General features: G+C 65.7%; 29 protein-coding genes and 1 pseudogene. 19 read left to right on the top strand and 11 right to left on the bottom strand.

The annotated features are described in order from the left end of the window. Positions 1-107: 107 nt before the first annotated feature. The 3 genes from purL to purM are packed head-to-tail and all read left to right on the top strand — an operon-like array spanning position 108 to position 4,943. Positions 108-2,312: a phosphoribosylformylglycinamidine synthase subunit PurL gene (purL, locus tag ACOQPI_RS17825; protein ID WP_420620939.1), complete on the top strand. Its 2,205-nt coding sequence runs from the start codon at positions 108-110 to the stop codon at positions 2,310-2,312. Positions 2,313-2,352: 40 nt separating this feature from the next. Next, entirely contained in the window at positions 2,353-3,846 is a 1,494-nt protein-coding gene (purF, locus tag ACOQPI_RS17820) for an amidophosphoribosyltransferase (RefSeq protein WP_420621069.1), read from the top strand. Positions 3,847-3,875: 29 nt separating this feature from the next. Continuing rightward, positions 3,876-4,943: a phosphoribosylformylglycinamidine cyclo-ligase gene (gene purM / locus ACOQPI_RS17815; protein WP_420620938.1), complete on the top strand. Its 1,068-nt coding sequence runs from the start codon at positions 3,876-3,878 to the stop codon at positions 4,941-4,943. A 7-nt stretch (positions 4,944-4,950) separates the two neighbouring features. On the opposite strand, the gene ACOQPI_RS17810 is transcribed toward purM, so the two are convergent. Further along, on the bottom strand, positions 4,951-6,237 hold the full coding sequence (locus tag ACOQPI_RS17810) for a cytochrome P450 (protein ID WP_420620937.1): 1,287 nt from the start codon (positions 6,235-6,237) through the stop codon (positions 4,951-4,953). Between the two features lie 48 nt (positions 6,238-6,285). Here ACOQPI_RS17810 and ACOQPI_RS17805 point away from each other — a divergent pair, with 48 nt between their 5' ends. From ACOQPI_RS17805 to ACOQPI_RS17785, 5 genes are all read left to right on the top strand, one after another. Continuing rightward, positions 6,286-7,290 (top strand): hypothetical protein, encoded by a 1,005-nt coding sequence (locus ACOQPI_RS17805; RefSeq protein ID WP_420620936.1) that lies wholly within the window; start codon positions 6,286-6,288, stop codon positions 7,288-7,290. 50 nt (positions 7,291-7,340) lie between these two features. Then, the gene (locus ACOQPI_RS17800; RefSeq protein ID WP_420620935.1) at positions 7,341-8,234 is read left to right on the top strand and encodes a TIGR03619 family F420-dependent LLM class oxidoreductase; all 894 of its coding nucleotides are present in this window, start codon (positions 7,341-7,343) and stop codon (positions 8,232-8,234) included. 84 nt (positions 8,235-8,318) lie between these two features. After that, positions 8,319-8,561 (top strand): toxin HicA, encoded by a 243-nt coding sequence (locus ACOQPI_RS17795; protein ID WP_420621068.1) that lies wholly within the window; start codon positions 8,319-8,321, stop codon positions 8,559-8,561. Beyond that, positions 8,554-8,874 carry a type II toxin-antitoxin system HicB family antitoxin gene (locus ACOQPI_RS17790; protein ID WP_420620934.1) on the top strand — a complete coding sequence of 107 codons (321 nt, stop codon included), beginning with the start codon at positions 8,554-8,556 and terminating at the stop codon, positions 8,872-8,874. Before ACOQPI_RS17795 ends, ACOQPI_RS17790 begins: the two co-directional genes overlap by 8 nt. 145 nt (positions 8,875-9,019) lie before the next feature. Next, complete coding sequence (locus ACOQPI_RS17785) at positions 9,020-9,643, top strand: uridine kinase family protein (RefSeq protein ID WP_420620933.1); 624 nt, start codon at positions 9,020-9,022, stop codon at positions 9,641-9,643. 77 nt (positions 9,644-9,720) lie between these two features. Here ACOQPI_RS17785 and ACOQPI_RS17780 read toward each other — a convergent pair whose 3' ends face one another. Continuing rightward, a complete protein-coding gene (locus tag ACOQPI_RS17780; protein WP_420621067.1) occupies positions 9,721-10,152 on the bottom strand; it encodes a PIN domain-containing protein in 432 nt (143 codons plus the stop codon). Further along, positions 10,149-10,451, bottom strand: a complete 303-nt coding sequence (locus ACOQPI_RS17775) for a hypothetical protein (protein WP_420620932.1) — start codon at positions 10,449-10,451, stop codon at positions 10,149-10,151. The genes ACOQPI_RS17780 and ACOQPI_RS17775 overlap by 4 nt, the downstream gene beginning before the upstream one ends. A gap of 534 nt (positions 10,452-10,985) precedes the next feature. Here ACOQPI_RS17775 and ACOQPI_RS17770 point away from each other — a divergent pair. Further along, positions 10,986-11,858 (top strand): hypothetical protein, encoded by an 873-nt coding sequence (locus tag ACOQPI_RS17770; protein ID WP_420620931.1) that lies wholly within the window; start codon positions 10,986-10,988, stop codon positions 11,856-11,858. A gap of 36 nt (positions 11,859-11,894) precedes the next feature. On the opposite strand, the gene ACOQPI_RS17765 is transcribed toward ACOQPI_RS17770, so the two are convergent. The 6 genes and pseudogenes from ACOQPI_RS17765 to ACOQPI_RS17740 all read right to left on the bottom strand — a co-directional run bounded on the left by ACOQPI_RS17765 (position 11,895) and on the right by ACOQPI_RS17740 (position 16,768). Then, positions 11,895-13,025: a hypothetical protein gene (locus ACOQPI_RS17765; RefSeq protein WP_420621085.1), complete on the bottom strand. Its 1,131-nt coding sequence runs from the start codon at positions 13,023-13,025 to the stop codon at positions 11,895-11,897. Between the two features lie 21 nt (positions 13,026-13,046). Further along, positions 13,047-13,235, bottom strand: a pseudogene (locus ACOQPI_RS17760) (transposase); the annotation flags it as partial. A gap of 44 nt (positions 13,236-13,279) precedes the next feature. Further along, the gene (locus tag ACOQPI_RS17755) at positions 13,280-14,098 is read right to left on the bottom strand and encodes an HAD hydrolase family protein (RefSeq protein WP_420620930.1); all 819 of its coding nucleotides are present in this window, start codon (positions 14,096-14,098) and stop codon (positions 13,280-13,282) included. A gap of 29 nt (positions 14,099-14,127) precedes the next feature. Next, on the bottom strand, positions 14,128-15,117 hold the full coding sequence (locus ACOQPI_RS17750; RefSeq protein ID WP_420620929.1) for a mechanosensitive ion channel family protein: 990 nt from the start codon (positions 15,115-15,117) through the stop codon (positions 14,128-14,130). 41 nt (positions 15,118-15,158) lie between these two features. Beyond that, complete coding sequence (locus ACOQPI_RS17745; RefSeq protein WP_420620928.1) at positions 15,159-16,010, bottom strand: hypothetical protein; 852 nt, start codon at positions 16,008-16,010, stop codon at positions 15,159-15,161. Next, positions 16,007-16,768 (bottom strand): enoyl-CoA hydratase/isomerase family protein, encoded by a 762-nt coding sequence (locus ACOQPI_RS17740; protein ID WP_420621066.1) that lies wholly within the window; start codon positions 16,766-16,768, stop codon positions 16,007-16,009. The genes ACOQPI_RS17745 and ACOQPI_RS17740 overlap by 4 nt, the downstream gene beginning before the upstream one ends. Before the next feature lie 50 nt (positions 16,769-16,818). Between ACOQPI_RS17740 and ACOQPI_RS17735 the strand changes: the two genes are divergently transcribed. From ACOQPI_RS17735 to ACOQPI_RS17720, 4 genes are read left to right on the top strand one after another with little or no spacing between them, the layout of a single operon-like run. Beyond that, positions 16,819-17,967, top strand: a complete 1,149-nt coding sequence (locus ACOQPI_RS17735; RefSeq protein ID WP_420620927.1) for an acyl-CoA dehydrogenase family protein — start codon at positions 16,819-16,821, stop codon at positions 17,965-17,967. Positions 17,968-17,971: 4 nt separating this feature from the next. Continuing rightward, the gene (locus tag ACOQPI_RS17730) at positions 17,972-18,730 is read left to right on the top strand and encodes an SDR family NAD(P)-dependent oxidoreductase (RefSeq protein ID WP_420620926.1); all 759 of its coding nucleotides are present in this window, start codon (positions 17,972-17,974) and stop codon (positions 18,728-18,730) included. A 53-nt stretch (positions 18,731-18,783) separates the two neighbouring features. Beyond that, positions 18,784-19,518: a carboxymuconolactone decarboxylase family protein gene (locus tag ACOQPI_RS17725; protein WP_420620925.1), complete on the top strand. Its 735-nt coding sequence runs from the start codon at positions 18,784-18,786 to the stop codon at positions 19,516-19,518. Between the two features lie 51 nt (positions 19,519-19,569). Then, positions 19,570-20,550: an amidohydrolase family protein gene (locus ACOQPI_RS17720; RefSeq protein ID WP_420620924.1), complete on the top strand. Its 981-nt coding sequence runs from the start codon at positions 19,570-19,572 to the stop codon at positions 20,548-20,550. 3 nt (positions 20,551-20,553) lie between these two features. On the opposite strand, the gene ACOQPI_RS17715 is transcribed toward ACOQPI_RS17720, so the two are convergent. Beyond that, on the bottom strand, positions 20,554-21,063 hold the full coding sequence (locus tag ACOQPI_RS17715; protein WP_420620923.1) for a nuclear transport factor 2 family protein: 510 nt from the start codon (positions 21,061-21,063) through the stop codon (positions 20,554-20,556). 50 nt (positions 21,064-21,113) lie between these two features. On the opposite strand from ACOQPI_RS17715, the gene ACOQPI_RS17710 reads away from it, so the two are divergent. The 6 genes from ACOQPI_RS17710 to ACOQPI_RS17685 all read left to right on the top strand — a co-directional run bounded on the left by ACOQPI_RS17710 (position 21,114) and on the right by ACOQPI_RS17685 (position 25,593). Then, positions 21,114-21,950, top strand: coding sequence for an SDR family oxidoreductase (locus ACOQPI_RS17710; RefSeq protein WP_420620922.1), 837 nt, complete (start codon positions 21,114-21,116; stop codon positions 21,948-21,950). A 36-nt stretch (positions 21,951-21,986) separates the two neighbouring features. After that, on the top strand, positions 21,987-22,850 hold the full coding sequence (locus tag ACOQPI_RS17705) for a hypothetical protein (RefSeq protein WP_420620921.1): 864 nt from the start codon (positions 21,987-21,989) through the stop codon (positions 22,848-22,850). 15 nt (positions 22,851-22,865) lie between these two features. Beyond that, positions 22,866-24,188 carry an amidohydrolase family protein gene (locus ACOQPI_RS17700; RefSeq protein WP_420620920.1) on the top strand — a complete coding sequence of 441 codons (1,323 nt, stop codon included), beginning with the start codon at positions 22,866-22,868 and terminating at the stop codon, positions 24,186-24,188. 179 nt (positions 24,189-24,367) lie between these two features. Further along, entirely contained in the window at positions 24,368-24,583 is a 216-nt protein-coding gene (locus ACOQPI_RS17695; RefSeq protein WP_419847853.1) for a type II toxin-antitoxin system Phd/YefM family antitoxin, read from the top strand. Then, positions 24,580-24,972, top strand: coding sequence for a type II toxin-antitoxin system VapC family toxin (locus ACOQPI_RS17690; RefSeq protein WP_420620919.1), 393 nt, complete (start codon positions 24,580-24,582; stop codon positions 24,970-24,972). Before ACOQPI_RS17695 ends, ACOQPI_RS17690 begins: the two co-directional genes overlap by 4 nt. A gap of 201 nt (positions 24,973-25,173) precedes the next feature. After that, a complete protein-coding gene (locus tag ACOQPI_RS17685) occupies positions 25,174-25,593 on the top strand; it encodes a type II toxin-antitoxin system PemK/MazF family toxin (protein WP_420620918.1) in 420 nt (139 codons plus the stop codon). Here ACOQPI_RS17685 and ACOQPI_RS17680 read toward each other — a convergent pair. After that, entirely contained in the window at positions 25,508-25,927 is a 420-nt protein-coding gene (locus ACOQPI_RS17680) for a type II toxin-antitoxin system VapC family toxin (RefSeq protein WP_420620917.1), read from the bottom strand. The two genes, ACOQPI_RS17685 and ACOQPI_RS17680, sit on opposite strands and share 86 nt — an antisense overlap. Between the last annotated feature and the right edge of the window lie 3 nt (positions 25,928-25,930).

Genomic DNA, 25,930 nt, shown 5'->3' with positions numbered 1-25,930 from the left:
GTTGATTGCCAATATAGAACTATATTTGGCGCGCTTGTTCAAACTGTGTGTCTCATCTGATGGAACTTCTGGATTTTCCTCCCTACAACCAATTCGGATGATCTCAGATGAATGAGCCACTGCACCGGTCATTGGGGTTGACAGACGAAGAGGCCGAAGCGATCGAGAAGATCTTGAACCGCCTGCCCAATCATCTCGAATTGGCGATGTATGCGGTGATGTGGTCTGAGCACTGCTCTTACAAGTCCTCCCGCTTGCATTTGCGCCGACTGCCCACCGAGGCCCCCTGGGTATTGGTTGGTCCCGGCGAGAATGCCGGGGTGGTGGATGTGGGCGACGGCATTGCTGCTGCGATCCGGATTGAGAGCCACAACCACCCTTCGGCCATTGAGCCCTATCAGGGAGCGGCCACCGGAGTGGGCGGCATTCTGCGGGACATCTTCACCATGGGGGCCCGCCCTATTGCGGTAATGGACTCACTGAGGTTTGGCCGTCCCGACGATCCCCGCAGTCGTTGGATCGCCGAAGGGGTGGTGTCGGGCATCTCCGGGTATGGCAACGCGGTCGGGGTGCCAACCGTGGGGGGCGAAACCGTTTTCGATGAGACGTATTCCGGCAATCCACTGGTGAATGTTCTGTGCCTTGGGTTGATGCCGGCTGATCGGCTGGTGCTGGGGCAGGCCAGCGGCGAAGGCAACCTGGCGGTGCTGTTGGGTGCGTCGACGGGGCGTGATGGGATCGGCGGGGTGAGCGTGCTGGCGTCGGCTTCCTTCGGGGACGAGGAAGAGGAGGCCGAAAAGCGCCCCAGCGTGCAGGTGGGCGATCCGTTTGAGGAAAAGCGGCTCATCGAGGCCTGTCTGGCCCTTTTGGACGCTGGGCTTGTGGTGGGGATCCAAGATCTGGGGGGCGCAGGACTCACCTGCGCCACCAGCGAGACCGCATCGCGGGGCGGGGTGGGCATGGATGTGGACGTGGCCTCCGTCCCCCGCCGTGAGCCGGGCATGGAGCCCTTTGAAGTGCTCACCAGCGAGTCGCAGGAGCGGATGCTGGCCATCGTCTCGCCCGACGGGCTCGACGATGTCTTGGCCATTTGCGATCGCTGGGATGTGCAGGCCTCGGTAGTGGGGCGGGTGACTGAAGGCGGTCTGCTTCGGGTGCGCGATGGAGTCGGCGGTGAGGTGTTGGCCGAGCTGCCGGCGGCTTCCCTCCACGAGGACGCCCCGCTGTATGACCGTCCCCGGCGTCCTCCCCCAGACTGGGAAGACTTGAAGGCCGACACCGCCGAGCAGTTGCCCCCACCCGAGAACGTGGGCGCCGACCTGTTGGCCATGCTGACCGATCCATCGTGGGTCTATCACCAGTACGACCACATGCTGTTCTGCAATACCGTGGTTGGCCCCGGCGGCGACGCCACCGTGCTGCGGCTCAAGCATCCTGCCACCGGTGCCGATACCGGCCGGGGTTTGGCCCTGACCGCAGACGGCAACCACCGCTGGTGCGCGGTGGACCCCCGAGCCGGAACCGCCATGACCGTGGCCGAGGCGGTGCTCAACCTGGCCTGCGTGGGTGCCCGACCGCTGGCCCTGGTCAATTGCCTGAACTTCGGCAATCCCGAGCACCCCGAGGTGATGTGGCAGTTCTCCGAGGCGGTGGACGGGATGGCCGAGGCCTGCGACGCCTTCGGCATCCCAGTGGTGGGCGGCAATGTGAGCCTCTACAACGAGTCCAACGGCCACAACATCGATCCCACCCCAGTGATCGGTCTGCTCGGGGTGATCGACAGCTTGACTCACATTCCCCCCGGGTTGGCGTGGTGCGAGGGCGACCGGGTGATCGTGCTGGGAGAGGGGAGCGCCGAGCTGTCGGGCTCGCTGTGGGCTGCTTCCACTGCCGGGCACAAACGGGGCCGGCTCCCCGGTTTGGACTACGAACAGCATCGGCGGGTGGCCGGCTTGGTGGCCGGCTTGGTGGCCGACGACCGGCTGTCAGCAGTCCACGACGTATCCAGCGGGGGTTTGGGCGTGGCTCTGGCCGAGATGGCCGCCGTCTCCGGGGTTGGCTTTCGGGGCGCTCGCATCCACAACCACGGGGAACTGTTCGGCGAGGCCCCGTCCCGGGCAGTGGCCGCGGTGGACCCCGAATTGTTGCCCGAGGTGGAGGCGGCGGCCGCGGCAACCGGCGTGTCCGTCGCCCGAATCGGATTGGCTGCCGGCGACCGCTTCTCCATCAAGGGTCTGCTGGATTTGGATATGTCGGCGATAACTGACCGCTGGCGCTCGGCCATGTCAGATTCGAACGGTCAGGCGCACTAGGTGACGCTCCGCATGTCAGACTTAAGCAGTGGCTGACCCCATGGACGACTCTCCCAGGGAAGCCTGCGGGGTTGTTGGCATCTATGCCCCTCATGATCCCGTCGCCCATCTGAACTATCTGGCCCTGTACGCGTTGCAGCACCGAGGCCAGGAGTCGGCTGGCATCGCGGTGAGCGACGGAGAGAACATCACCGTGGTCAAGGACATGGGCCTGGTAGCCACCGTGTTCGACGACCGCACCCTGGCCACCCTTGAGGGCCGCCTGGGCATCGGCCACACCCGCTATTCCACCGCGGGATCGAGCTCGTGGCGCAACGCCCAGCCCGTGTACCGCAGTACTGGCGACCACCAGTTTGTGCTGGGCCACAACGGCAACCTCACCAACACCGCGAAATTGGCCGAGGAGACTTCGATCCTGCCCGGCATGGTTGGTTCCGACAGCGATCTGATTGCAGAGTTGCTGGCCATCGAGATCTCCGCGATGCCCCCGTCGAGCCGATCGGAGGGCAAAGTTCTCGAACGGGCATTGGAGAGAGTGCTGCCCCGACTCGAGGGGGCCTTCTCTCTGGTCTTGGCCGACGAGAAGCGGGTGATCGGTGTGCGCGACCCCAACGGCTTCCGCCCTTTGTGCCTGGGCCGTCTGGATCGGGGCTGGGTGCTGGCTTCGGAGACACCCGCGCTCGACATCGTGGGGGCCCACTTCTTGCGGGAGCTCGCCCCGGGGGAGATGGTGGTGATCAACGGCGAGGGCGTGCGGTCGGTGCGCCCCTTCCCGGAGGAGCGGGTGGATCCCCGGTTGTGCATCTTCGAGTTCGTGTACTTCTCCCGCCCCGACTCGGTGATCTACGGCCAAAGCGTGCACCACGCCCGGGTGCGCATGGGGGAGATGCTGGCCAAACAGTCCCCGGTGGAGGCCGACTTGGTGATGGGAGTGCCCGAATCGGGACTGCCCGCCGCCGAGGGATTCTCACGGGCCAGCGGCATCCCCTACGGCCAGGGGCTGGTGAAGAACCGCTACATCGGCCGCACGTTCATCGCCCCCAGCCAGCAGATGCGGTCTATGGGGGTGCGCATGAAGCTCAACCCCCTGCGAGACAGCACCGAGGGCAACCGCCTGGTGGTGGTGGACGACTCCATCGTGCGGGGCACCACAACGAGGGCATTGGTCACCATGCTGCGGGAGGCGGGCGCCGCCGAGGTTCACCTCCGCATCAGCTCGCCTCCCTATCGCTGGCCCTGCTATTTCGGCATGGACACCGGCGACCGCACGGAATTGTTGGCGGCCCACCTCAGTGTGGCCGAGATGTGCGATTACGTGGGGGCCGACACGCTGGCGTTCATCGACATGGAGGGCTTGACCGAGGCCACCGGGGCGGTGGGGGCCGGATTCTGCAATGCCTGCCTCACCGGTGAATATCCGGTGGAGGTGCCGGTGGCGCCGCCCGGTTCGATTTCCTATCAGCGCAGTGCCGCGCAGTTCGCCGACGCTGACGAAGAGTCCGCACCGTCGCTCTGGGCCACCGGCGGCGGCTGAGCTTTCGATGGAGAGGGTGGCATCCGCTGATGGTTGAGACCTACGAGTCGTCAGGGGTGGATATCGCCGCGGGCGAAGAGGCGGTGCAGCGCATCAAAGAACATGTGCGCTCAACGTTTCGACCAGAGGCGATCGGCGAGATCGGCGGGTTTGGAGGGCTGTTCGACTTCACCCGTCACGGCTACAAGAAGCCGGTATTGGTGTCGACCACCGATGGGGTGGGGACAAAGGCGTATGTGGCTTCGGCGGCGGGCCGGTACAACACCATCGGCATTGATCTGGTGGCCATGTGCGTGGACGACCTGGTGTGCCAGGGGGCCGAGCCGCTGTTCATGTTGGACTACATATCGGTACACAAGCTCGACCCCGATCGGATCGAGCAACTGGTAGTGGGGGTGGTGGAGGGATGCCGCCAAGCGGGCTGCGCGCTCATCGGGGGCGAAATGGCGGAGCACCCGGCCCGGGAAGACGAGTTGGACAATCAGTTTGAGCTGGTCGGGTTTGCCGTGGGGGTGGTGGAGCGGTCGCGGCTGATCACCGGGGCCGACGTGCGCCCCGGCGACACGCTGATCGGGCTGCCATCGCCGGGCCTGCGGAGCAACGGCTATTCCTTGGCCCGCCGGCTGTATTTCGAGGTGGCCAACAGAGGACTGGACGATCCTGCCTGGGAGGGGAGCTCCCATTCGGTGGCCGATGAGCTGTTGCTGCCGTCGGTGATCTACGCCCCCGCAGTGCGAGACATGCTGGCCAAGGTGGAGGCCCGGGCCATCACCCATGTGACTGGCGGAGGCATTCCCGGCAATTTGGCCCGTGTGCTGCCCGACAAAGTGGATGCGGTGATCGATCGGAGCTGCTGGGAGCAGCCACCGGTGTTCGCTGAGTTGCAGCGCATCGGCGCGGTGCCCGACGAGGAGATGGCCAAGGTGTTCAACCTCGGGTTGGGCATGATTGTGGCGGTGCGAGACCGCGACGCCACCAAAGCCATCGACCTTCTGCGAACCGGCGGGCATCGGGCGACCGTGGTGGGCGAAGTGGAGAAGGGTGACGGCCTAGTGAGAATGGTTGGAGCGCCTGAGCCGGCCGAGAGCTTGCCTTAGGAGGGAACTAGCGATCCCGCAAAACCACCATGCAGGGGTCTGCGGCGCGGGCCACTCCGCCGATTTGGTCGGGGCGCGGTCTGGCATCATCGAACAGAGCCTCGAGGTCGAAGGCGTCGAAGAGCCGCTCGATCACCCGGGACATGGCCGTCACCGAGAAGGGCCGGGCCGGACAGGCGTGGGGACCGACTCCAAAGGTGATGACCAACTCCGAGGGAAGCCCCGGGGGCGAAACCAGGCGGGGGCCCTTCCATCGGTCGGGGTCGTAGCGATCCAGTCCAGGCCCGGCTTCCATGTTGGTCAGCGGCAGGAACGTTGCCAGCGAGGCTCCGGGGGAGACCTCGTAGGTCTGAGAGCCGTCGTCGATGGTCACGGGCTCGAGCACGGTGCGAAGCATTATGGAACGCTGGCCGATCCGGGTGGACTCCAGCACGCAGCGCGACACCAAGTCGTGGTCTGCGTCCTGTTTGGCCCGCACTCGGGCCAGCACATCGGGATGCTGAACCAGATGGACCAGCGACCAGCCCAGAGCCGCGAACAGGTTGGACATGGATCCGAGGTGGACCAGGATCACATCTCGGGCCACTCCGCTCAGCCGTTCAGGATCGGGGATGTCGGCCCACCGTTCGAGGATCATGTCCAGCAGGTCGCCCACTGGATTGCGGCGGGCGGCGATGGAGTCGGCCAGGATCAGCTCGGTCTTGGCCATGGCCTCGCGCTCGGCCGCCTTTCCCGACTGGGCCACCTCTTGCATCCGGGTGGGGGCCACGAATGCCTCCGACCCGTCGAGCACATCCAGCGCTTCGATCAGTTCGTCGAAGCGATCTGAGTGCAGTATCTCGCGCCCGCCCCAGCTGGCCAGTCCCAGGCGGTGGCCGAGGCGGCGGGTGAAGTCGAACAGATCGATCTCGTCGCCCGGATGCAGCTCGGAGAGCTGGATCGAGATGGCTTCCTCCAGCGCATCGAGGTAGCCGGCCACGTTGGGCCGAGTGAACAGCTCGTGCGGCAGGGTGCGCCGACCGTCGAAGAGTTCGTCGGGAAGCTTGCGGACCAGCATCTTCCAGTCGGCAATGCCCTTGCTGGCCTGCTGCTCGGGAACGGCATAGAAGTCTCGCAACCCGGCTGGTGAGAAGAGGAACAGATAGCGGTCGTCGCCGCCATCGATCACGAAGGTATCGCCGCAAGCCGATCGGGCCGCGCCGATGGCCGCCACTGTGTCGTTAACCGGCCCGTCCCAAGGGAGCACGAAGTCGGCCACAGCGGGCATCGGGGTGATCAGCGGAAGTTCGCCCATGGCTGTTGTTTTATCTGATTTGAGTTCGAAGCCTATTGTCGTTGTCTGATGCCGCTCAGCAACTCTGACGAATACCTCCACAAGCCGCCACCGGGCCGTGACGCGCTGTGGAGCGACAACTTCTGGTTTTCGGTGTGCGACCGGGAGGCTGATGTCTATGGCATCAACCACATCCATGCCAGCCTTTCCCACGGCTACTTGCGGGCCAGTGCGTACTACGTGATCGACGGTGTGCCCGTGCAATGGGCCTCCCGACAGCCGCTGGACCCAGAGCCGGAGTTCTCGGTGTTGGGCGACGGCCGGGTGTCGTACTTGGTGGAGGATCCGTTTGCCCGCTATCGCTGGCAGCTCGATGCCCCGCGCTTCGGCTTCGATCTGACTTTTGAAGACCGCTTCGGTGTGTTCGACTACAACGACTGCTTCGGGGGCAATCCGCTAGGGGCCTATGAGGGCTATGGTGGCCACTACGAGCAGGCGCTGGTGTGCCGAGGCGAGTTCGAAGCTCGGGGCGGACCCCGGGCGGGGGAGCGGCGGGCCATCGAGTGCTGGTCGCACCGGGATCACTCCTGGACCCACCGGTTCGAGCGTCCCGGGCCTTGGGATGTGCGCCATCGTCGAACCCAGGCCGAGTCTTGGGGGCATTTCTGGCCCTCGGTGCAGCTCCCCGACCGACACTTGAACTCCTTTGGCTGGATGAGTCCAACGCAGCCGCTGCCTGGCGACACCCCATCGGTGGGCGGGTGGATCGGCGACGCCGACGGCACCCGCGCGCTGCGGTCGGCCACCTGCGTACCCCGGCTGGAGGAGGACCAGCGCACTGCTATGGCCTTCGATATGGCCTTTGAGACCACAGACGGCGAGGTGCTCACCGTGCGTACCGGCCGCAAGCACGCCCACACCCGCAACGGACTCATGCGGGACGAGAACGACGCCGAGGTTCGCTTGGACTGCCACGAGCCGTTCTTCGATTTCGAGGTTTTGGAGACCGGCGAGCGAGGCTACGGAGTGGTGGAGTACTCGATCCACCCGCCCTGGCCCCGGTATCGGTACTAAATGCTTCGCAGGCTGATGGTCGTGGGCATCATCAGCGGGAAGCTGGTCCCATGAAGTGGGGCATCCACCTGCCCCAACTCGGGCGGGCCGCCTCTCTGGAGCTGCTGGTGGAGATCGCCCAGCAGGCCGAGGCCGCTGGTTTCGACGACGTCTGGACCGCCGACCACGTGGCCGTGCCGGTGGACTTGGAGGGGATGCCTTCGTTCTTCCCCGAGCCGGTGCCGTTGCTGTCGGCGGTGGCAGCCCACACTCAGCGGGTGGGCTTGGGAACGTCGGTGCTGATCCCCGCCTATCGAAACCCGATGCAGTTCGCCAAGCAATGGGCCACCCTCGACTGGCTGGCCCCCGGCCGCACCCTCCTCGGAGTGGGAGCCGGATGGCTGGAGCCGGAATTCGAAGCCTGCGGCGTACCCATGGTGCACCGAGCCCAGCGCTTGGATGACTACATCGACGGGTGGCGGGCCGCCTGGTCGGGAGCCACTGAGTTTCAGAGCGAGTTCTTCAGCTTCACCGGCGTGCGGATCAACCCCCAGCCCGCCGCGCCGATCCCCATTTGGATCGGCGGATCATCCCCCGGGGCCCTCCGCCGAGCCGCAAGGTGCGACGGCTGGATGGGCACCTGGGCTCCACCCGAAGTCTTCGCCCAGCGCCTTGATGTACTGCGAGCCGAACAGGACCGACTAGGTCACGCTCCCGAAGACACCACAATCTCCATCCACATGGAGCTAAGACTCGGCGACCCGCTCGACAGCGCCGGCCGCTGGTCAGTAGTAGGCGACGGCTACGGCGACCGCGAAATGGTCATCGGCGACATCGACCACGTAGCCGAAACCCTGGCCCCCTACATAGAAGCCGGCCTAGAGCACGTCCTCCTAGTCCCCCTAGCCCTCTCCCCCCAAGAGTGGCGCCACCACGCCGACGCCCTCGCTGGCTTGATCAGCTAGTCCTCGGCGCTGACTGATCGCCTTCACTTGGCCAATTGCCCTTGACTCTGATGATACCATTATTAGTATCATCAGAGCGTGGACGTGGAGGGTCTAGTTGAGGCGTTCCGCGAGAATCCTAAGGGGGTGCGATTTGCCGATCTGGCCAAAGTGTGTGACTGGTACTTCGGCCAGCCCCGCCTGTCGGGCGGCAGTCACCGGGTGTATCGCATGCCGTGGGCAGGAGACCCGAGGGTGAACATTCAGAATCGAAAAGGAACGGTCAAGCCATATCAGGTACGGCAAGTTCTCAAGGCAATTGAGAAGTTGGAGGCGGGCGATGAATGATCGTTATACGTATCGCGTGACGTGGTCGGCTGAGGACGAGGAGCACGTGGGGGTGTGCTTGGAGTTCCCCTCGCTGAGCTGGTTGGCGCCGGTGCCCGAAGACGCATTTGCCGGAATCCGCGAGCTTGTGCGTGATGCCATGGTTGACATGTTGGCCAACAACGAGACGCCGCCCCAGCCCCTGGCAGATCGGGCATACAGCGGCAAGTTCGTGGTGCGCATCCCACCGGAGACCCATCGGGATCTGGTGATCCGCGCTGCGGAGAACGGCGTCAGCCTCAACCGCTTGGTCAGTTCACTACTGGCCAACTAGCTGTCCATTCAGCAATGGGTGCTCAGCGTCTGGGCCCGCCACGACAAGGTCATGCTCTCGACGCACGCACCGCCAAATGGTGCCTGACGACAATTGCGCCCTGTGCCAAGATAGCTCGGTGCCGCTCGGTATCAGAACTGGTCAGTTGACTGCTGACATTGCTCGGATTGTTGCTGAATTAGGGGCGGCACCCAGGATCGGCATCGATGGGCCGGGCGCTTCGGGGAAGAGCACGCTTGCCGTTGGGCTAGCGGAGGCCTTGCCTAAGGCGGTTCTCGTCGAGGGGGATGACTTCTACGGGCCTGAGTCAAACACCAAGCGATCTGAAGTTGAAGTTGCCGGCCTGTTCGACCTCCAGCGGCTCGCGTCCCAAGTTCTCATTCCTCATACTCTGGGCAAGGAACTTCAGTATCGTCGCTATGACTGGGAGTCTGGGGTCCTCGGTGATTGGGTACGCAATGACAGCCAAGGGCCGCTCATAGTCGAGGGCATCTACTCGACCCATCGAACCCTTCGAGATTTCTACGACTTGAGGGTTTGGGTCACCGCTCCGCGGGCTGTTCGCCTTGCTAGAGGCATTCAGCGCGACGGAGAGGAGGCAAGAAGAAGGTGGGTTGACGTCTGGATGCCCGCCGAAGACCGCTACACCACAGACCAAGCCCCCCAAGACCATGCCCACCTCGTTCTCGACGGCACTGGGGCAATGGCTGAACAGGGAGATGAGGTCTCGTTCGCGGTTACGGGAGGCTTGCTCTCAGAAGGGCCTTAGACCGTCGACTACTCCGAGCCCTACTTCGCCATCGTTGCCCACTTTAGAAGACTCGCAGGGTGAACGGCGCTCAACTACTACTTGCGGCTTCCCCGCGGGGACATGCCCAGTTTGCGCAGATCCCGCCGTTTCCAAGGACCGGGCTTGTTCAGGTGCTTGTCTCCCGCCCAAACCACTCCCCCGTGGGCCATCGCTGTGGCCGCAGCATGAGCATCAGCCCAAGGGATGCGGCTAGTGACCACCAGCCTTGCGGCGCTGCGGGTCACCTCCAAAGTGGGCGCTTCGACTTGGGCGCTTGTGCAGAAGAAGTCCCAGATGCTGTCCGCGGTCGCGAATCCTCCGCGGCGGGCCAATGTGTAGTGGACCTCGCCCAGATTGATACTGCAGACGATGATGGAAGCCGGCTCTCCGAGCAATTCCTCCAGTTCCTTCACGATCGCAGGTTCACCGTCGGCGTAGCGCACGATCGGCCATGCGTCGAGGACGACAGGCGGACGATTCGATTTCAGGAGTTCGGGTCTTCGTCGTCAGGCAAGAAGTATGACGATCCGTCTTCGCGGAAGACCCGCATTTTGATAATTCCGGCACGCCCGAGATCAACCAGAGTTCCGGGGAAGAGCTTCCTGAGTGCCCTCCGCTCTTTCAAATACGGGGATGTGAGGCTCCCCGGTTCGATGTTCTCGTCGCAGAATTTCCTGAACTCGGCGATTGCAGCCAGCTTTTCCTCCAGAGGCCGAAGATGGGGCGGCACCGGTTCATCACCAGCGGCAATTCCTTTCTCGACCTCCACGGGTGCCGTCTCTTCCACGCTTCCAAACTTACAGAACTTTCATGCTATTGCAACCCCTTTTATTTCGGGGGCCAGCACGGAGTCGGCATGACCGCAGTTGAGACGCCGGAGTTGGCCGTTAACCGAGACCAGGACGCTGTGGCGGGGCTACTAAGGGAATAGGGGCATAAGCTTGTTTGTACAGGCGAAGGGCTCGGAGCATTCACGTCTGGTGGTGACGTATGTGCGGTGGTCAATGTGAGCCCTGTAGGACCTAAGGTTGTTTGCATGGGCGACTTCACCGACAGGGAGGAAGGAGTACAGGACAACGCAGCTGGTGAAGGTGGGTGGCGATCGAGGGTGAGGAAGGTACGTGGTGTAGTGGCGGCTGGCGGTCAGCGGGGGTTGGCGAAGGTTGCTGGGGTGGGGATGGTGACGGCTTGGAGGGTTCGGGTTGGGGGTAGGGCGGCGATTGATGGGACGAAGGAGCGTGCGGGGCGGGTCTTGTCGGCGGCGCAGGCTTTGGTGGCTAGTGATCTCTCTGGGAGCCTCAACCGGTTGGTGGCTGCGACGGTGAAGGGGGCTCCGACGGTCTACGACAAGGCGATGGACGCCAACTATCTTGATTCGGCGCTGCGCTCCGGACTGGGTGGCAGCTATCACCGGCTGTTTGATGGGGGCCATTCCATTGCCGGGGCGGCTAGGGCCGCAAGGGGGGTGTCGGCGGACGACACGGTGGTGCAGGAGGCCTTGGGAACGGTCAAGGCGCTGATGAAGGACGCGTCGACCCCCCGGGGGCTGCCGCTGGCCACCTGGGACAAGAGCACTTTCGATTCGGTGGCGGGCTCTTTGAATTCGAGGTTCGGGATCCCCAAGAGCTGGCTTTACGAGCTGAACACCTATGACGCGGCCGACCTGCTGGGGGCCTCCATCGGAGTGGTGTCGGTGATCTTTGGCTGGAACCGCGCTGACACTGAGGAATTCGCCCGGATTGCCTCGACCGTCGGCATGTCGGCCGCGGTCAGCACGAACCCGTTGTTGATGGTGGTGTCGGTGGTTGCCATGGCCCGGGCCTACAACAAGGCCAGCAGCGCCGAGGAGTTCGCCGAGCTCGCCGATGGCGCGTTCAAAGGTGCCGCGACCTCCGGGGCCAGCCTGATGGCCGTCGCAGTGGTCGGCTCAATCGGTGCCTCTGCGGGAACAGCGCTCATCGTTGGCATCACCACCGGCGTACTGGCTTACCGGGCCACCAAAAACGTGAGCTTGGTCGAGGTAACCCGCTTTATCAAGGACCAGGCCGCCGTGATTGTTGCCGCTGCCGAGGAAGCTGCCCGCCGCAACAGGGGTTCTGACTCTTCCGATGGGCCGGATGGCTCAGGGGGCTCCGAGGGCCCAGCGGGTGTGTCAGAGCCGCGGGGTTCTGACTCTGTCGGATGGGCAGGGTGACTCAGGGCGGTTGACCAGCGGCTTGGTTGGGGTTGGCTAGTGGGCCGCTGTGCGGTCTTGCAGCGATGCCACCGGCATTGTGTCGATCTCCGGTCCCTGGTTCAACACCGCCACGGCAGCGGTGCGGGATTCGGCGTTGGGGTCTTCGAATATGTGTACGCTCACCCCGTCGACCAGGGCATGAACTTCGTAGGAGCTCAACCCGGACTCCGGCTGTCGGTTTGGTTGGTCCGATTTCTGTTCGACGAGTTCGGCGACGGCCAGTTCGACGCTCTTGGAGCATCCTGGGATCCCGGTCTGCGCTGCGAGGGCGTCGAGCGGCAGGCAGCGCAGTGCCCATCGGCGGGCGTCGAAGTCCAACAGCCTTCCGTTGAGCAGCCGGTTGGCCACCAGCACAGCGTCGCGGGGAAGCCGGATGTCGGCGGGGTCGGGGCCCGACCAGAACAGGTGCCAGAGGTCGGGGGGCAGCGTCTCGGGGCACCGGGCGCGCCGAGCCCAGCGCATCATCGGCAGATAGGGGCGCAGGTCGTCGAGTTGGCCGCCCTGGGCCAGCTTCCATCTCAGTATCCGCCGGGTTCGGTGCTTCCAGGGCACCTCGGCGAATGCGGAGTCGACGTACCCGTCGGCTTCCAAGCGTCGAAGCACCCGTTGTGCGCTGCGCCGGGCGATCCCCGCGGCGTCGCCGATAACCGCTGAGTCGGCGCCACCGAGATAGGAGCGCAACACGGTCAGCACCAGCACTTCTGCCTCAGTGATGTCGGGGCGGGGATGGGGTGGCAGCGATGCCGGCAATTGCTCGGGTGGAGCAGGGGGCGTCAGCCAGCGCTCCGCACTGGCTGGAACCGCGAATTGGCGGTCAGACGACCAGTGCATCCAGTTCAACGCGGACCCCTCGCTGGATCGGTCGGGTCCCACCTCCCTGTCCTGGCCGTTCGCCCGGGTGATCCGGGCCGCGAGCTGCTCGGGCCGGTCATAAGGGCTGACCCGACTTCCGCACACTGAGCGAATGCCGTCGGCAATTGCTCGCGCTGCCCCCGGTGAAACCCCGTCCAGCCTGCTCAGCGCCCCCGGTTTGACCGTGAACGGGCCATTGGCGGTGAGGACTGCGCCGACCGCCCACCCCCTCAGAGGGGCATGGCCGTTGGCCAGGATCGTGCCTGTGCGCACGCTGTATCGCCGCCGACACCGGCCGCACCATCTCCTCCCGGTGGCATCGAGAAATCGGCTTTTCGCCTTCGCCCCACAACGGGGACAAGCAGGCCCCCTAGGCCACCGGGCCTGTTCCAAGAACCGAGTAGCCGCCGGCTCATCGCCAAAAGCCCGGCAGGCGTCTTCAACCGGAACTGCACTGGGATAGCACAACGAAGGGGCTGCCACGGCCACAACCCTACCCCCGGGCGATGACACCTATGCGCCGCAAACTAAAGACTGTGTCGCCAAGAATTCACCAGTTGGGGCACGGTGGCCCAGCCGGATTTTTCGGGGGGAGGGATGGTGTGGTGGGGGGTGGTGGCTTGGCTGGCGTGGCTGCCGGCGATGGCGATGCTGATGGAGGCGGCTTCTAGTAGTTCGAGGTCGTTTATTCCGTCGCCGATGGCGGCGAATTCGACGTTATGTCCTTGCCATCGGCAGAAGGCCTCTACCCCGGAGACTTTGGATATCCCGGGGGGCGAAACCGTCAGGCGACTTCCTCCGAAGAGGGGGTCGGGTTCGTCGACACGGGCGACTCCCAGCGACCTTGAATGGACCTCCTTGGCCGCCAGATGGGCGAGGTCTGAGGTCATGCCGGTCAACACCAGCTCCAGCACATCGGTCTCGACGTCGGCGGGGCTGAGGGCGTGGTTGATGTCTTCTTCTTGGAACTGCAAATGGGTGGGTTCGCTGGTTGGGTTCTCGGGCAGCACCACGTCCCCGCCGGGCTCGCCCCGGTCGTCTATGTATAGACAGGGACGGATGCCGTGGGTGTCGAGGGTGGCCAGCAGCTCCCAAAGGGCAGTGGGGTCGAATGCGATGCGGTGAAAGCGCTCCTTGGTGGTGAAGTCCATTCCGATCGAGCCGTCGAGCGCCACAGCGGGCAAAAGGAGACCGTTCATATCGAACAGTCGGGCGATGTTCCGCAACCGACGACCGGTGGCCGCGATCACGGTATGGCCTGCCGCCTCGAGTTCGGCCAGCGCCTCCAAGTGTGCCGTTGGCGCAACGCAATCCAGCCCCCAAAACGTTCGATCCAGGTCAGTCACAACCAGCATTGTTCGTGGCTTGGGCGGGGCTAGTCGCCGGGGTTGAAACGGCGGAGGATGCCGGAGCGGACGCGCCACCGGGAGAGCTGGCGGACCAAGGCGGGTGGCATGTTCGACTGGGTGCCCGGTGTCGGGTCCGCCGCGATGATCCCGGCGCGGCCCCGGTAGGGCTGGTCGTCTTCGTCGTGGCCCGGCCACACCACCATTTGCGGGAAGGCGATGGTTATGCCCGAAGCGGCAAAGCTCTGGTGGACTGACAGGATCACGTCGTGGCGGGTGGCCAACTCGGTGGGCACATCGCTGCCGTGCCAGTAGTACAGGGTGAAATCGATGCTGGACGACCCGAAGCGGGTCAGCAGCGCCTGTGCTGGCGGCTCAGCGCTCACCCTTTCTACCTGCCCCAGCGCCTCGGTGAGGCACTGCGTGGCTGCTTGCAAGTTGGTGTCATAGGCCACGCCCACTTCCAGTTCGCTGCGCCGCAAGGGCTCGTTGGTGAGGTTGACGATGGGCCCGGCGGCCACTTCGCTGTTGGGAACGCGCACCGCCGATCCGTCAAGACCGCGCAGCACGGTGGTACGGGAGTCGATGTCGGTGGCGACGCCCAGGTGGTCGCCCAGAAGCACTGTGTCGCCCACTCTGAAAGGCCGCCGGGCCTGAAGGATCAGCCCGGAGAAGAAGTTCTCCACCAGCTTCTGCAATGCCAGTGCCAGAACCAAGCCGCCCAGCCCGATTGCTCCGATCAGCGGCCCGACCTGGACCCCCAGACTGGTAAGCGCGTAGAACAACCCGACAAGGAAAAGGAGGTAGCCAGCCAGCCTCGCGGTCACGATTGCGGCGAAGCCCGGTCCCACCACGTGGATCAGCACTCTTCGTACCAGGCGGGCGACGATCACGGACACCACGATTGAGGCGGCCACGATGATCCCTGCCTGTATCCAGTCGGACACGGTCAGGGCTTCGTCGATGATGGCGTCTTCAGACGACTGCGCCAGCAGGTCAATCGCGGCCAGAGATGTCATCGGAGTGCTGCTCGCAGGTCGGTGGTCACCGGCTCGTCATGCTAGTTGGGGGCGCGATTCAGCAGCAGGCTGGCGGCTTGGGGGCAGGGCATGCCGACTTCGACGCCGGCAGAGGCGGCGAGGGCGTTGGCGGCGGAGATGATGCCGTCGTGGTAGTGGGACAGGCCGCTGCCCATGCGGGCGCGGCGGGCATCGACGGTGGCGCCGGCCAGGCCCTCGGCCTCCACAACGGTGAGCCCGGCCATGCCCGAGTCGTCCATGCCCCGCCCGCCGTCGGAGCATATGAACCCGAACGGCCGGCACCGGCGCAGGTAGGGAACCGCTGAGCGGCCAGTGTGGCCCGCGGTGACAAGCACGTTGCGGTCGGTGTCCTCGCTGGTGCCAAAGGCGATGGAGTCGGCCGCCACCACGCAGCGCCCGTCGGGAGCGGTCTCCATCACCGTCCGGTTGGTGATTTCCGATGCCGCGGCGGCCACCGGGTCGTTGTCCAGCAGCGCGGCGGCAGCATCGCGCACCGACATGCCTGCGGTCACCCCGCAGTCCAAGGCCAGCTGGTTGACGAAGCTGACCACGCCATGTTCATAGAGATGCACCCCGTCGCCCAGATGGGCGGTCATCACGTCGGCCACCGCGGCGGGAATACCCAGGGCCTCCAGGTACCACAGCCCGGCGATGGCGGAGCCCTCCGGCCCGATCCCACAGTCCATGCCGATGGCCGCTCGGGGCCGGTGCTCGGCGATGAACCGAGCGGGCAGCACCCCGCAATACGACGAGTTGACACACACATCCCGGTCCCGGTTGGACTCGTCCACGTCGTAGGCCGAGTCCATGCACATCACCCGCCCCCGGCCCGAGGCCAGCACCTCGGTCTGCTTGTCGGTTTCTGCGCTCATCGGGCGGTTCTCGGAGGGAACTCCGGGGGGCGCTTCTCCATGAAGGCGGTGGCCCCCTCGATCATGTCGGGCGAGCCGATGGCTTGGGCCAGCATCCCCAGCCCCGAGGCCATGTTGTCCCTGAGTTGGTTCCAATAGACGTTGGAGCTGATCTTGGCCGCCTCCAGGTAGCGGGGGCTCATCTTCAGCAGCTCTTCGCACCAGCGTCCCACTTCGTCTTCCAGCTCATCGTCGGGCACCACCGCGTTGATCCACCCCATCTCGCAGGCCTGCTCCGCGGAGTATTTACGGCACAAGAAGGCCACCTCTTTGGCCCGCTTCTCCCCGATGGTCATGGCCAAAAGATTGGTGCCCCCCAGCACCGGTGCGCTGCCCACCTTGACCCCGGTCTGGCCCAACTCGGCCGATTCCGCGGCGATGGCGAAGTCGCAGGCCACCACCAGCTCGTTGCCGCCTCCGAAGGCGGGGCCGTTCACCGCGGCGATCACCGGCATGGGGGCATTGCGGATGGCGTCGAACAGCTCCAGCGAACCGTAGAACATCGACCGCAGCTCATAGAAGTTCGCCTCGGCCAGATTGGCCAGGTAACCCCCGGCGCAGAACGCCCGGCCCTGTCCGGTGATCACCACCATCCCGGCGTCGACGTGCTCCCGGAACGCGGCGATGATCTCGTCGATGGTGGTGCGGTCATAGGAGTTCAGCCGCTCGGGCCGGTTCAGCCGCAGCCAGACGACTCGGTCGTTTCGCTCCACGATGATGTCGCTCACGGTGGTGTCCTTTCCCCGTACCGCATACTGTCCAGCATCGTATGGCGTTCGAGCTTGGCCCTGACATCCTGGCTATCCAGCAGGAGGCCCGGGCGGTGGCCCGCCTGGTTGAGGGGTTCGCCGCGGAAGCCGATGAGTGCAGCCACGTCCACCAGCCCACATTGGATGTGCTGCGCAGCAGCGACCTGTGCTCGCTGATGGTGCCGGCGGCCCACGGCGGTCGCCACGAGCGGGTGGACCCGCTGGCGGTGTGCGTGGCCCGGGAGGCGCTGATGCGGGCCTCGTCGCACTTGGATTCGCTGTTCGCCCTTCAGGGCATCGGCAGCTACGCCATCGCGGTGGCCGGCACCGACGAGCAGCGGGAGGATTGGCTGCCCAAAGTGGCCAACGCCGAGGTGCTGGCCGCCCTGGCCCTCACCGAGCCGGTAGCCGGATCCGATCTGCGGGGTATCGAGACCACGCTGGTGGCAAACGGCGATGAGGTGGAGCTGAACGGAACCAAGTCGTTCATCTCCAACGGGGGAGCGGCCGGCTTCTACACCACCATGGCCAAAGAGGAGGACCGGTTCTCGCTGGTGCTGGTGCCCGCCGATGCCCCCGGAGTCTCCATGGAGCCCTCCCCCGAGATCATCGCCCCCCATGTGCTGGGCGAGGTGACCTTCGATCGCGTGCGCCTGCCCGCTTCAGCCCGCCTGGGAGAGCCCGGCGCGGGATTCCGCCATGTGCTGGCCACCCTGTCGGTGTTCCGCATCTCGGTGGCCGGTGCCGCCGTCGGCCTCATGGACGGGGCGCTGACCTGTGCCGCCAACCACGCCGCCACACGCGAGCAGTTCGGACGGCCGCTGGTGCGGCTGGGGCCGGTGGCGGGGCTGCTGGCCGACTCCTGGGCCGAGCTGGAGTCCACCCGGCTGCTGGCCTACGCCACCGCCGAGGCCGCCCGGGAGGATCCGTCGGCCCATCTCGACCGGTCGTCGTTGGCCAAGCTGGCCGCCACCGAGGCCGCCAGTCGGGTGGTGGACCGCTGCGTGCAGGTGATGGGCCGATGGGGGCTCATTCGGGGTTCCGACATCGAGCGCTACTACCGCCAAGCCCGGCCCATGCGGATCTACGAGGGAGCTTCCGAGGTGCTGCGGCTGGGCATCGCCACCCGGCTGTGCGACGAAGTGGCCGACCGGGCTGACGAGGATTAGGAGCATGGCAGTGGATTGGGGTTTGGACGGCCATGTGACGGTGGTGACCGGGGCTAGCCGGGGACTGGGGGAGGCCGCGGTGCGGGCCATGGTGGCCGAGGGGGCCCGAGCAGTGGCCGCAGCCCGCTCCGCCGACGCCTTGGCTGCGCTAGCCGACGAGCTGGGGGACGCGGTGGCCGCCGTGCCGTGCGATATGCGGGACCGGGCCGCAGTGGCCACCCTCGTGGACGAGGCCATGGCGCGGTTCGGCCGCCTCGACTCGGTGGTCAACAACGCTGGCATAGCCCCCGCATCCAAATTCGTCGACCAGCCCGACGATGTGTTCGACGAGGTGCTGGCCGTGAACCTGGCCGCGCCGGCTGCGCTGGCCCGACGGGCCGCTTCCCACTGGATCGACATCGGCCAACCCGGTTCGGTGGTCAACGTGGCCTCCACTTCGGCGCTCAAGGGCAAGCCGACGCTGGCGGCCTATTCGGCGTCCAAAGGCGGGCTGTTGCGGCTCACCGAGGCCTTGGCCGGGGAGTGGGCCCGCTACGACATCCGGGTGAACGTGATCGCCCCCGGTGCGTTCGAAACCGATGCTCAATCTGCCGTGTTGGGCGATCCCGACACCCTGACTGCCCGGCTGCGCAAGATCCCCGTGCGCCGCATGGGTCAGCCCGATGAGCTCGGACCGTTGGTTTGTTACCTGGCATCGGAGGCGTCCGGGTTCGTCACCGGCGCCTGTTTCGTGATCGACGGCGGTGAAGTGTCCAAGCTCTGACCCACCCGACGCTCGCCTTGTAAGTTTCACAACGCATACGGAGGTAGCAATCCATGACCATGCAAGCCACGACCAACAACGCGGTCCACAGCGACCTGGGCAGCCCCGCGCTGTCGAGCGGCGAGCTGGCCGCCATTTCCCCCAAGTTCGCCGAGGGCTACGCCCGCATCCGCGACGTGACCGACCGCGACGGCGCCTGCCCCGCGTGGGCCAAGGCGCTTTACATGGCGTGTGCGGCGTCGGTGAGGGTCCAGCCTGAACTGGCCCTTCGCGAGCTGACCCGATCCCGCGAGTTGGGCCTCACCCTGAGCGACGCCCGAGGCGCGTCGCTGGCCGTGCTTATCTCCCGAGGGGAGGCCACCTACAACGCCTTCGCCCGGGCTGTCGACGAGGCATTCGACATCCCCGCCGATCAGTCCACCGAGCCGATCCCCGATTTCTCCCTCGACCGCCAGGCCGCCCTCGACTACTTCCAGAGCTACTTCGGCTTCGTGCCCGATTACATCGAGGTGATGGCCGACAACGCTCCCCGGGCGCTGGAGGGCTACGTACTCATGCGGCAGTGGTCGCTGGCCGAGAACAAGCTCGACGCTAAGCACGTGGAGTTGCTGCTTTGCACCATCAACGCCGCCGAGTTCTCCAGTCGGTTCGTGAACATCCACTGCAACGGCGCCCGCAACGCCGGGGCCAGCGAGGCTGAGATCACCGAGGCGGTGGTGTGCGCCATTCCCATCTCCGGCGTGGCCTCCTGGCTGCCCGGTGCCGACGGGATCATGGAAGGCCGTTGATGGGATCATCCGCCGCATCCCGGCGGACCGATGTGAGGTACGCGGGCTGACATGACCGGGCTTATCGACGTCCACGCCCACATCGTGCTGGAGGGCACGATGGGAGCGGCCGGGCCGTGCGGTCCCGAGATCGGCGCCCACGACGACGGCACCCCCTGGTTCCGGGTGGGCGGCTATCAGCTCGACGGAGTGGCCTACCGGGGATCGCTGTTCATCGAGCTGGACATGCGCCTGGAGGCCATGGACGCCCAGGGCATCTCGGTACAGGCCTTGTCGCCCAACCCGCTCACCTACCTCCATTTCATCGAGCCGCAGCTAGCAATCGACTTCTGCCGTCGCCACAACGACGACCTCGCCGCCGCGGTGGCCCTACACCCCGACCGCTTCGTCGGGCTGGCCGCGCTGCCCATGCAGGATGTTGACGCCGCCTGCGCGGAGCTCCAAAGGGCAGTGCGGGAACTGGGCTTGCTGGCCGGCTACACCGGCACCGACTTCGGCACCCCGCTCGACCACCCAGCCCTTGACCAGCTCTGGTCGCTGTGTACTGAGCTCAACGTGCCCCACTTCTTGCACCCCACCCAGTCGGGCATCGACGGGCCGCTACTCGACCCCCGGCTGCGCCGCTGGGACCTCGATCTGGTGCTGGAGTATTCCTACGAGGAGACGGTGGCGGTGGCCACCCTGGTGTTTGGCGGGGTTACTGAGCGCCACCCCGACCTCGACTTGTGCCTGTCCCACGGCGGCGGTACCACCCCGGTCATCCTGTCCAAGCTCCGCAAGCTGGCCGAGCGCCGCCCCGCCGCCCCCGAGTGGATCAAAGAGCCCGGCGCCTTCGACCGTGCCCTCAGCCGCCTGTGGTTCGACTGCCACATAACAGGCGCCGCCGAGCTCACCCTGGCCCTAGAGCAATACGGCACCGACCGCCTGGTCTACGGCACCAACTTCGGCGGCTGGGACCGAGGCACCGGACCCGACGTCGCCCACCTAGCCGACACCCTCAACGCCAACGCCACCCGCCTACTCAGGCTCTAGCTGCTAGCCGCTGTCTTGCTGGCGGGTGGCCCAGCGGGTTTGGGAGAGGGTTTCTACTTCGGGGTTGCCGTCTAGGAAGGTCTGCTCTAGGAGGCGGTGGGCGATGCGCCAGCCTTCGGGGGTGCGGACCATCTGGTCGATGTATTTACCGCCGACGATGAAGGTGTCGCCGCCGGGAGTGTCCGCGATGTACTTGGTGGCGATGAAATAGCAGCCCGCGATGGCCTTGTCGCCGTCGATCTGGGCCCAGTGGCAGCCGTTGAGGTGCTGGCTGGCGTCGGCTGGCTCCAGCGACGAGGCGCACTTGGCAACGATGGCCTCAAGCCCCTCGAACCGCTCGCCCCGATAGTCGGCCACCGCGTCGGGCAAGAAGATCTCCTTTAGCGCCTCCCAGTTGTGGTTGTCCAGGCTCCAGGCGTAGCGAACCTGGATGTGGCGGATGGCGTCGCGGTCCAAGAGATCTTGGATTCGATCCACGTCGAGGGTTTGGGCGTCTTCTGATCTGGTCTCCATAGGCCGCTCAGGTTACGGTGCCGGGCGCAGTCGATTCACAGGAGGCAACGATGAGCAAGCGACTTGACGGACGGGTGGCGGCTATCACTGGGGCGTCCAGCGGTATCGGCCGGGCCGCGGCTGAGCGATTCGCCGAAGAGGGCGCCAAGGTGGCCATCGGTGATATCCAAGACGACGCCGGTCGGCAACTGGCCGAGTCTCTAGGCGGCGCCGCAATCTACGTCCACTGCGACGTGACCTCCGAAGACGACGTGTCCGGGCTGGTAGACGCCGCGGTGGCCGAGTTCGGACAGCTCGATGTTATGTACAACAACGCCGGCATCGTCGGAGCGGTGGGACCTGTCGACACCACCCCGGCCGACGAGTGGCACGCCAGCATCGACGTCCTTCTCCACGGGGTGTTCTACGGCGTCAAGCACGCCGCCCGGGTGATGAAGCCCCGGATGACGGGCTCGATAATCTCCATGTCGAGCACCGCCGGGGTGATGGGCGGCCTCGGCCCCCACGCCTACGCCGCCGCCAAGCACGCCGTGGTCGGCCTGACCAAGAACGCCGCCGCTGAGCTGTGCCGCTTCGGCATCCGGGTGAATTGCATCGCTCCTGCGTCCATGGCCACCCCGATGGTGGCCTTCGCCCATACCGGCGACCACACCAACATGGACGGTGCCTTGGCTGAGCTCACCGCCAGTTCCCCGCTGATCGGCCGCCCCGGCCTGGCCACCGACGTGGCCAACGCCGCCCTGTGGCTGGCCTCCGACGAGTCGGGCTACACCAGCGGCCACACCCTGGCCACCGACGCCGGATTCACCACCGGGGCCCGACCCGATGCCCCCGGTTTCGCCGACTACGCCCCCATGATCCGCGAAGCCGGCCGCACCGGTCTGTAGGGAATCAACGGAGCAAGCAAGGAGTAACGTCGAGCCGTGCCTGAAGAAGCCCCACTGCTGGCCAACGAAGAAGACCACCCCCAAGAGGTGGTCTACACCGACGGCGACCGCCGGATCGTGACCATGGACTCGGCCCGATACGTGGACGCCCGCAACCGGGGCAACGACGTGGTGGTGCCGTCTTCGTATCTCGGAGTGCTGCCCGCCCGGCTCATGGCCCCCCATCGGCCGAAGGGGGTGATCGGCCACGACGGCTGTATCGGAAAAGACGGCGCGGGCATCTCCGGGCTCTGGTTCTTGGAGGCCCTCGGCATACCGGCAGCCACCGCCGACGGGATGAGCGCGGAGCTGGGCAACGGCCTCGATCTTTACGAGACCGGGGTCATCTCCCGGCTCAACATCTACGCCGAACGCTGCGGGGTTACCGAGGGTATGGCGGTGTCAGAGGCGGCCAAGCTGCTGTTGAACAACGATCCCGGCGAGGTGGACGAGGGCACCAAGATCCGCCGCGAGGTCAAGGCCACTACCGACAGCGGACGCCAGATCGTGGTTACCGACTCAATCGTGTTCGCCTTGCCCGAGGACTCCCGCAACGTGCTGGTCACCGCGGGCCACACCGGGCGCAGCGGGGCGGATTTCTTGCTAGAGGTGAGCCCCCACGGCTTCATCTGCTCCGACGGAGGCCGCAGCAAGAACGACGCCGGCATCGCCGGGTTGGCCATCACCGAGGCCCACGGACTGGCCGGTGCGTGCTGCGATGCGTGGAGTGCTCCGGTGGGCGATGCCTTCAAGGCGTACGATGAGGGGATCATCAGCGCGTGCAACCAGCCAGCCCGCGACCGAGGCGTCGAGGTGGGCATGTCCGTCAAAGACGCCGCCGCGGCCTTGCTGGGGGACTGAAAGGGGCTAAGTCAGATGACCGAGCCGACGCCCATCCTGATCACCGGGGGAACGGTGATCGACGGCACCGGTTCCCCACCCCAACCCGACACCTCGGTGCTGCTGGAAGGCGACCGCATTGCCGCTGTCGGCCCCGATGCAGGCACCAATCAGCCCGGCGCCATAGTCATCGACGCCGCCGGATGCACCGTCATGCCCGGTCTGATTGACGCCCACGTCCATTGCACCTTCGACGACGTGCAGTCCAACGACGAGCTGTTCTTCCACCGCGACCACACCCTGGCCGCGCTGATCGCCGCCCAGAACCTCCAGAAGCTGCTGATGGCCGGGGTCACCGGATTCTGCGACCCCGACACGCTGTTCTCCATGGGTCCGTCGTTGCGCGACGCCGTGGACGCCGGGGTGGTGGAGGGCCCCCGCATGGCCACTGGGGTGCAAGCGCTGGTCACCGCGGTGGGCGGCACTGCCGGGCGGCTCATTCCGGACAACGGGGTGGTGGGCTACGCCCAGGTGGTGACCACGGTCGATGAGATGATCCAGATGACCCGCCGCCACATCAAGTACGGAGCCGACTGGATCAAGATCCACGCCACCGGGTCCATTCCCCGCCACAAGGGCGAGTTGCTGGCCTGGAAGCCCGATGAGCTGAAGGCGGTGTGCGACACCGCCCATGAACTGGAGACCCCGGTGATGGCCCACGCCCGCTCAGCGGGCAGCACCCGGGCCTGTGCCGAGGCCGGGGTCGACCTCATCTTGCACGCGTCGTTCATGGACGAAGCTGGCCTCGAAGCGGTGATCGAAGCCGGTGCCGCCCTCATGCCCACCTTCACCTTCCTGGCCAACCTGGCCGACTACGGCCATCTGGTGGGCGCCGGGGCCGGCATGCAGGACGTGTTCCGGGGCGAGATCGAGGCCACCGCCAAGATGATGGCCAAGGCCCACGATGCCGGGGTTCCGCTGCTGTGCGGCTCGGAATCGGGGTTCGCCCTCACTCCCTACGGCCACTGGCACGCCCGGGAGCTGGAAGTGCTGGTGGAATCGGTCGGGCTGAGCCCGCTTCAGGCCATCGCCTGCGCCACCGCCAACGGCGCCATCGCAATGCGCATGGAAGGCGAAGTGGGCACCTTGGCCCCCGGCATGGCCGCCGACATGCTGGTGGTGGACGGCAACCCGGCCACCGACGTCACCGTGCTGGCCGACCGGGCCAACCTCCGCAGCGTGATCAGCCGCGGCCAACCCGTCGATCTGGACCGCCCCTGGCCCACCCGGTCCCCCATCCCCGGCGAGAAAGTGGCCAACTGGGCCGCCCAGATCCTGACCAGCGACCTGATCGAGTAGAGGGACTGTCAGACCGGACCGTAACCCCCTGGCTTAGAGCCCCGGCAACCACAACAATCACACTCGGATTTTTTTGCGCAACAGGCCGTGATGGTCTTCATTCATTTGTCACCGGGTTGATAAATGGACTGAGTTGTTTTGGCGAAGTGACCGGTATAGTGGTCAGAATGAATCGGCAGATGACCGCGACGCAGGCGAAGAGCCAGCTTTTGTCGCTGCTCAATGATGTGGCGGGGGGCGACGAGATTGAGATCACCAAGCACGGGCGCACGGTGGCCCGGCTTGTTCCGGCCGTCGGCCCTGCTGCGCTGCGGGGCCGGTTTGCCGGCATCGCGGTCAGCGCAGCCGACGACGAGTTGTTGTTCTCCACCGGAGAAGCCTGGGAATCCAGTTGACGACGCTTTTGATGGACACCCACGTTGTGCAGTGGTGGTCCGCAGAGCCAGACCGCTTGAGTTCGCCTGCTGTTGCTGCCCTGGAGTCCTCAGACGAGCTCGCCGTTGCCGCCATCACCTGGTACGAGCTCGCCTGGCAGGCCGGCCGCGGCCGGATAACGGTGTCTCAGCCGATCCCCACATGGCTTGACGCACTGGCACAAACCGTGCGCACAGTGGCCCTGACCCCGGCTATCGCCGTGACGGCTGCCGCGTTGCCCAGGTCTTTCCCCGGCGACCCAGCCGACCGGCTGATCTACGCCACTGCTATCGAGTCAGGCTGGCAGCTCATCACCAAAGACGGTCGTATGCGCAAACACCAGCACACTCACCCGGTCGCCATCTGGTAGCTCGCGCCGACCACGAGGGGTGTACGAGAGTCTTGGCATGCCGTTCTCAAGGTGGGTGACTGACCAGCTTAGGCGCCACTCGGCTAGCTCGACTTTGACATTTGCGCAGCAGCTCGTGGCTGATGCCGCGCTGGCAGCCGGCGAGCGCTTGAGCGAGCAGGACGCGCTGGCAGCCGGCGAGCGGATGGAGCGCTCTGCGCCGTGGTAGCGCGCGGCGCGGTGTATTGGGCCAGTCTCGACAAGCGCCGACCGTGTGTCGTCCTGTCATCAAACGATGTTCTCGGCGTTGACATCTGGCAGGCACACGTCGTGCCGTTGACCTCGAACCTCGAAAGAACGGGCCTCGCCGGTAATGTGCTGCTCACCTCATCGGCCACGGGTCTGCCAACGGACTCCGTCGCAGTGCCGCTCGGGCTGGAGCTGGTGGACCGTTCCTGGCTGACTGAGCGCGTGGGACAGCTGCCTGCTGCCCTTGTCGGCGCCATCGACGATGGGATTCGAGCCGTGCTGGGCTATAAGAGGGAAACGTCGGCTGTTAGGGGTGGACTGCGAAGGCTTGGTTTTTGCGGGGGCCGTAGCGGTAGACGCGAAAGTCGGTGTCGAAGGCGAGTGCTTGGGTGATGGAGAGGCGCTCCATGAGCGCCCAGCTGGTGCGGTCGGTCAGGGAGAATGCTTGGTCGGGGTAATCGGCCTGCACCGTTTGGGCCGCTTCGAAGTCTGCGCGCGTCGTGCATTCGATCTGGGCGATGCCCGCCGCGATCGCGCCGATCACGCGATTGGCGAGGGCGTGGTTCGAGCGAGCGGTGATGAGGTTCCACAGCTCACCCAGTACGAGGTCGCTAGTGACAAGGGTCCCCGCATGCTCGGCGAGCAGCGACTGGGCGACGTCGCGGTGGGCATCGCCGGCATCGGCCGCGGCGTACCAAACGCTGGTGTCCACGAAGACCGGGGCCACTGG

The organism is Candidatus Poriferisocius sp., assembly GCF_965219815.1.
In the GTDB taxonomy this organism is placed as follows: Bacteria; Actinomycetota; Acidimicrobiia; order Acidimicrobiales; family Bin134; genus Poriferisocius.
This window is presented reverse-complemented; position numbering and strand designations above follow the sequence as displayed.

Excerpts from the sequence above, each read along its gene's own strand:
- ACOQPI_RS17700 (WP_420620920.1), top strand. The coding sequence starts at position 22,866 with ATGACCGAGCCGACGCCCATCCTGATCACCGGGGGAACGGTGATCGAC.
- ACOQPI_RS17735 (WP_420620927.1), top strand. The coding sequence starts at position 16,819 with ATGGCGTTCGAGCTTGGCCCTGACATCCTGGCTATCCAGCAGGAGGCC.
- purF (WP_420621069.1), top strand. The coding sequence starts at position 2,353 with ATGGACGACTCTCCCAGGGAAGCCTGCGGGGTTGTTGGCATCTATGCC.
- ACOQPI_RS17750 (WP_420620929.1), bottom strand. The coding sequence starts at position 15,117 with ATGACATCTCTGGCCGCGATTGACCTGCTGGCGCAGTCGTCTGAAGAC.
- ACOQPI_RS17745 (WP_420620928.1), bottom strand. The coding sequence starts at position 16,010 with ATGAGCGCAGAAACCGACAAGCAGACCGAGGTGCTGGCCTCGGGCCGG.
- ACOQPI_RS17790 (WP_420620934.1), top strand. The coding sequence starts at position 8,554 with ATGAATGATCGTTATACGTATCGCGTGACGTGGTCGGCTGAGGACGAG.
- purM (WP_420620938.1), top strand. The coding sequence starts at position 3,876 with ATGGTTGAGACCTACGAGTCGTCAGGGGTGGATATCGCCGCGGGCGAA.
- ACOQPI_RS17695 (WP_419847853.1), top strand. The coding sequence starts at position 24,368 with ATGACCGCGACGCAGGCGAAGAGCCAGCTTTTGTCGCTGCTCAATGAT.
- purL (WP_420620939.1), top strand. The coding sequence starts at position 108 with ATGAATGAGCCACTGCACCGGTCATTGGGGTTGACAGACGAAGAGGCC.
- ACOQPI_RS17710 (WP_420620922.1), top strand. The coding sequence starts at position 21,114 with ATGAGCAAGCGACTTGACGGACGGGTGGCGGCTATCACTGGGGCGTCC.
- ACOQPI_RS17730 (WP_420620926.1), top strand. The coding sequence starts at position 17,972 with ATGGCAGTGGATTGGGGTTTGGACGGCCATGTGACGGTGGTGACCGGG.
- ACOQPI_RS17715 (WP_420620923.1), bottom strand. The coding sequence starts at position 21,063 with ATGGAGACCAGATCAGAAGACGCCCAAACCCTCGACGTGGATCGAATC.
- ACOQPI_RS17805 (WP_420620936.1), top strand. The coding sequence starts at position 6,286 with ATGCCGCTCAGCAACTCTGACGAATACCTCCACAAGCCGCCACCGGGC.
- ACOQPI_RS17810 (WP_420620937.1), bottom strand. The coding sequence starts at position 6,237 with ATGGGCGAACTTCCGCTGATCACCCCGATGCCCGCTGTGGCCGACTTC.
- ACOQPI_RS17720 (WP_420620924.1), top strand. The coding sequence starts at position 19,570 with ATGACCGGGCTTATCGACGTCCACGCCCACATCGTGCTGGAGGGCACG.
- ACOQPI_RS17725 (WP_420620925.1), top strand. The coding sequence starts at position 18,784 with ATGACCATGCAAGCCACGACCAACAACGCGGTCCACAGCGACCTGGGC.
- ACOQPI_RS17800 (WP_420620935.1), top strand. The coding sequence starts at position 7,341 with ATGAAGTGGGGCATCCACCTGCCCCAACTCGGGCGGGCCGCCTCTCTG.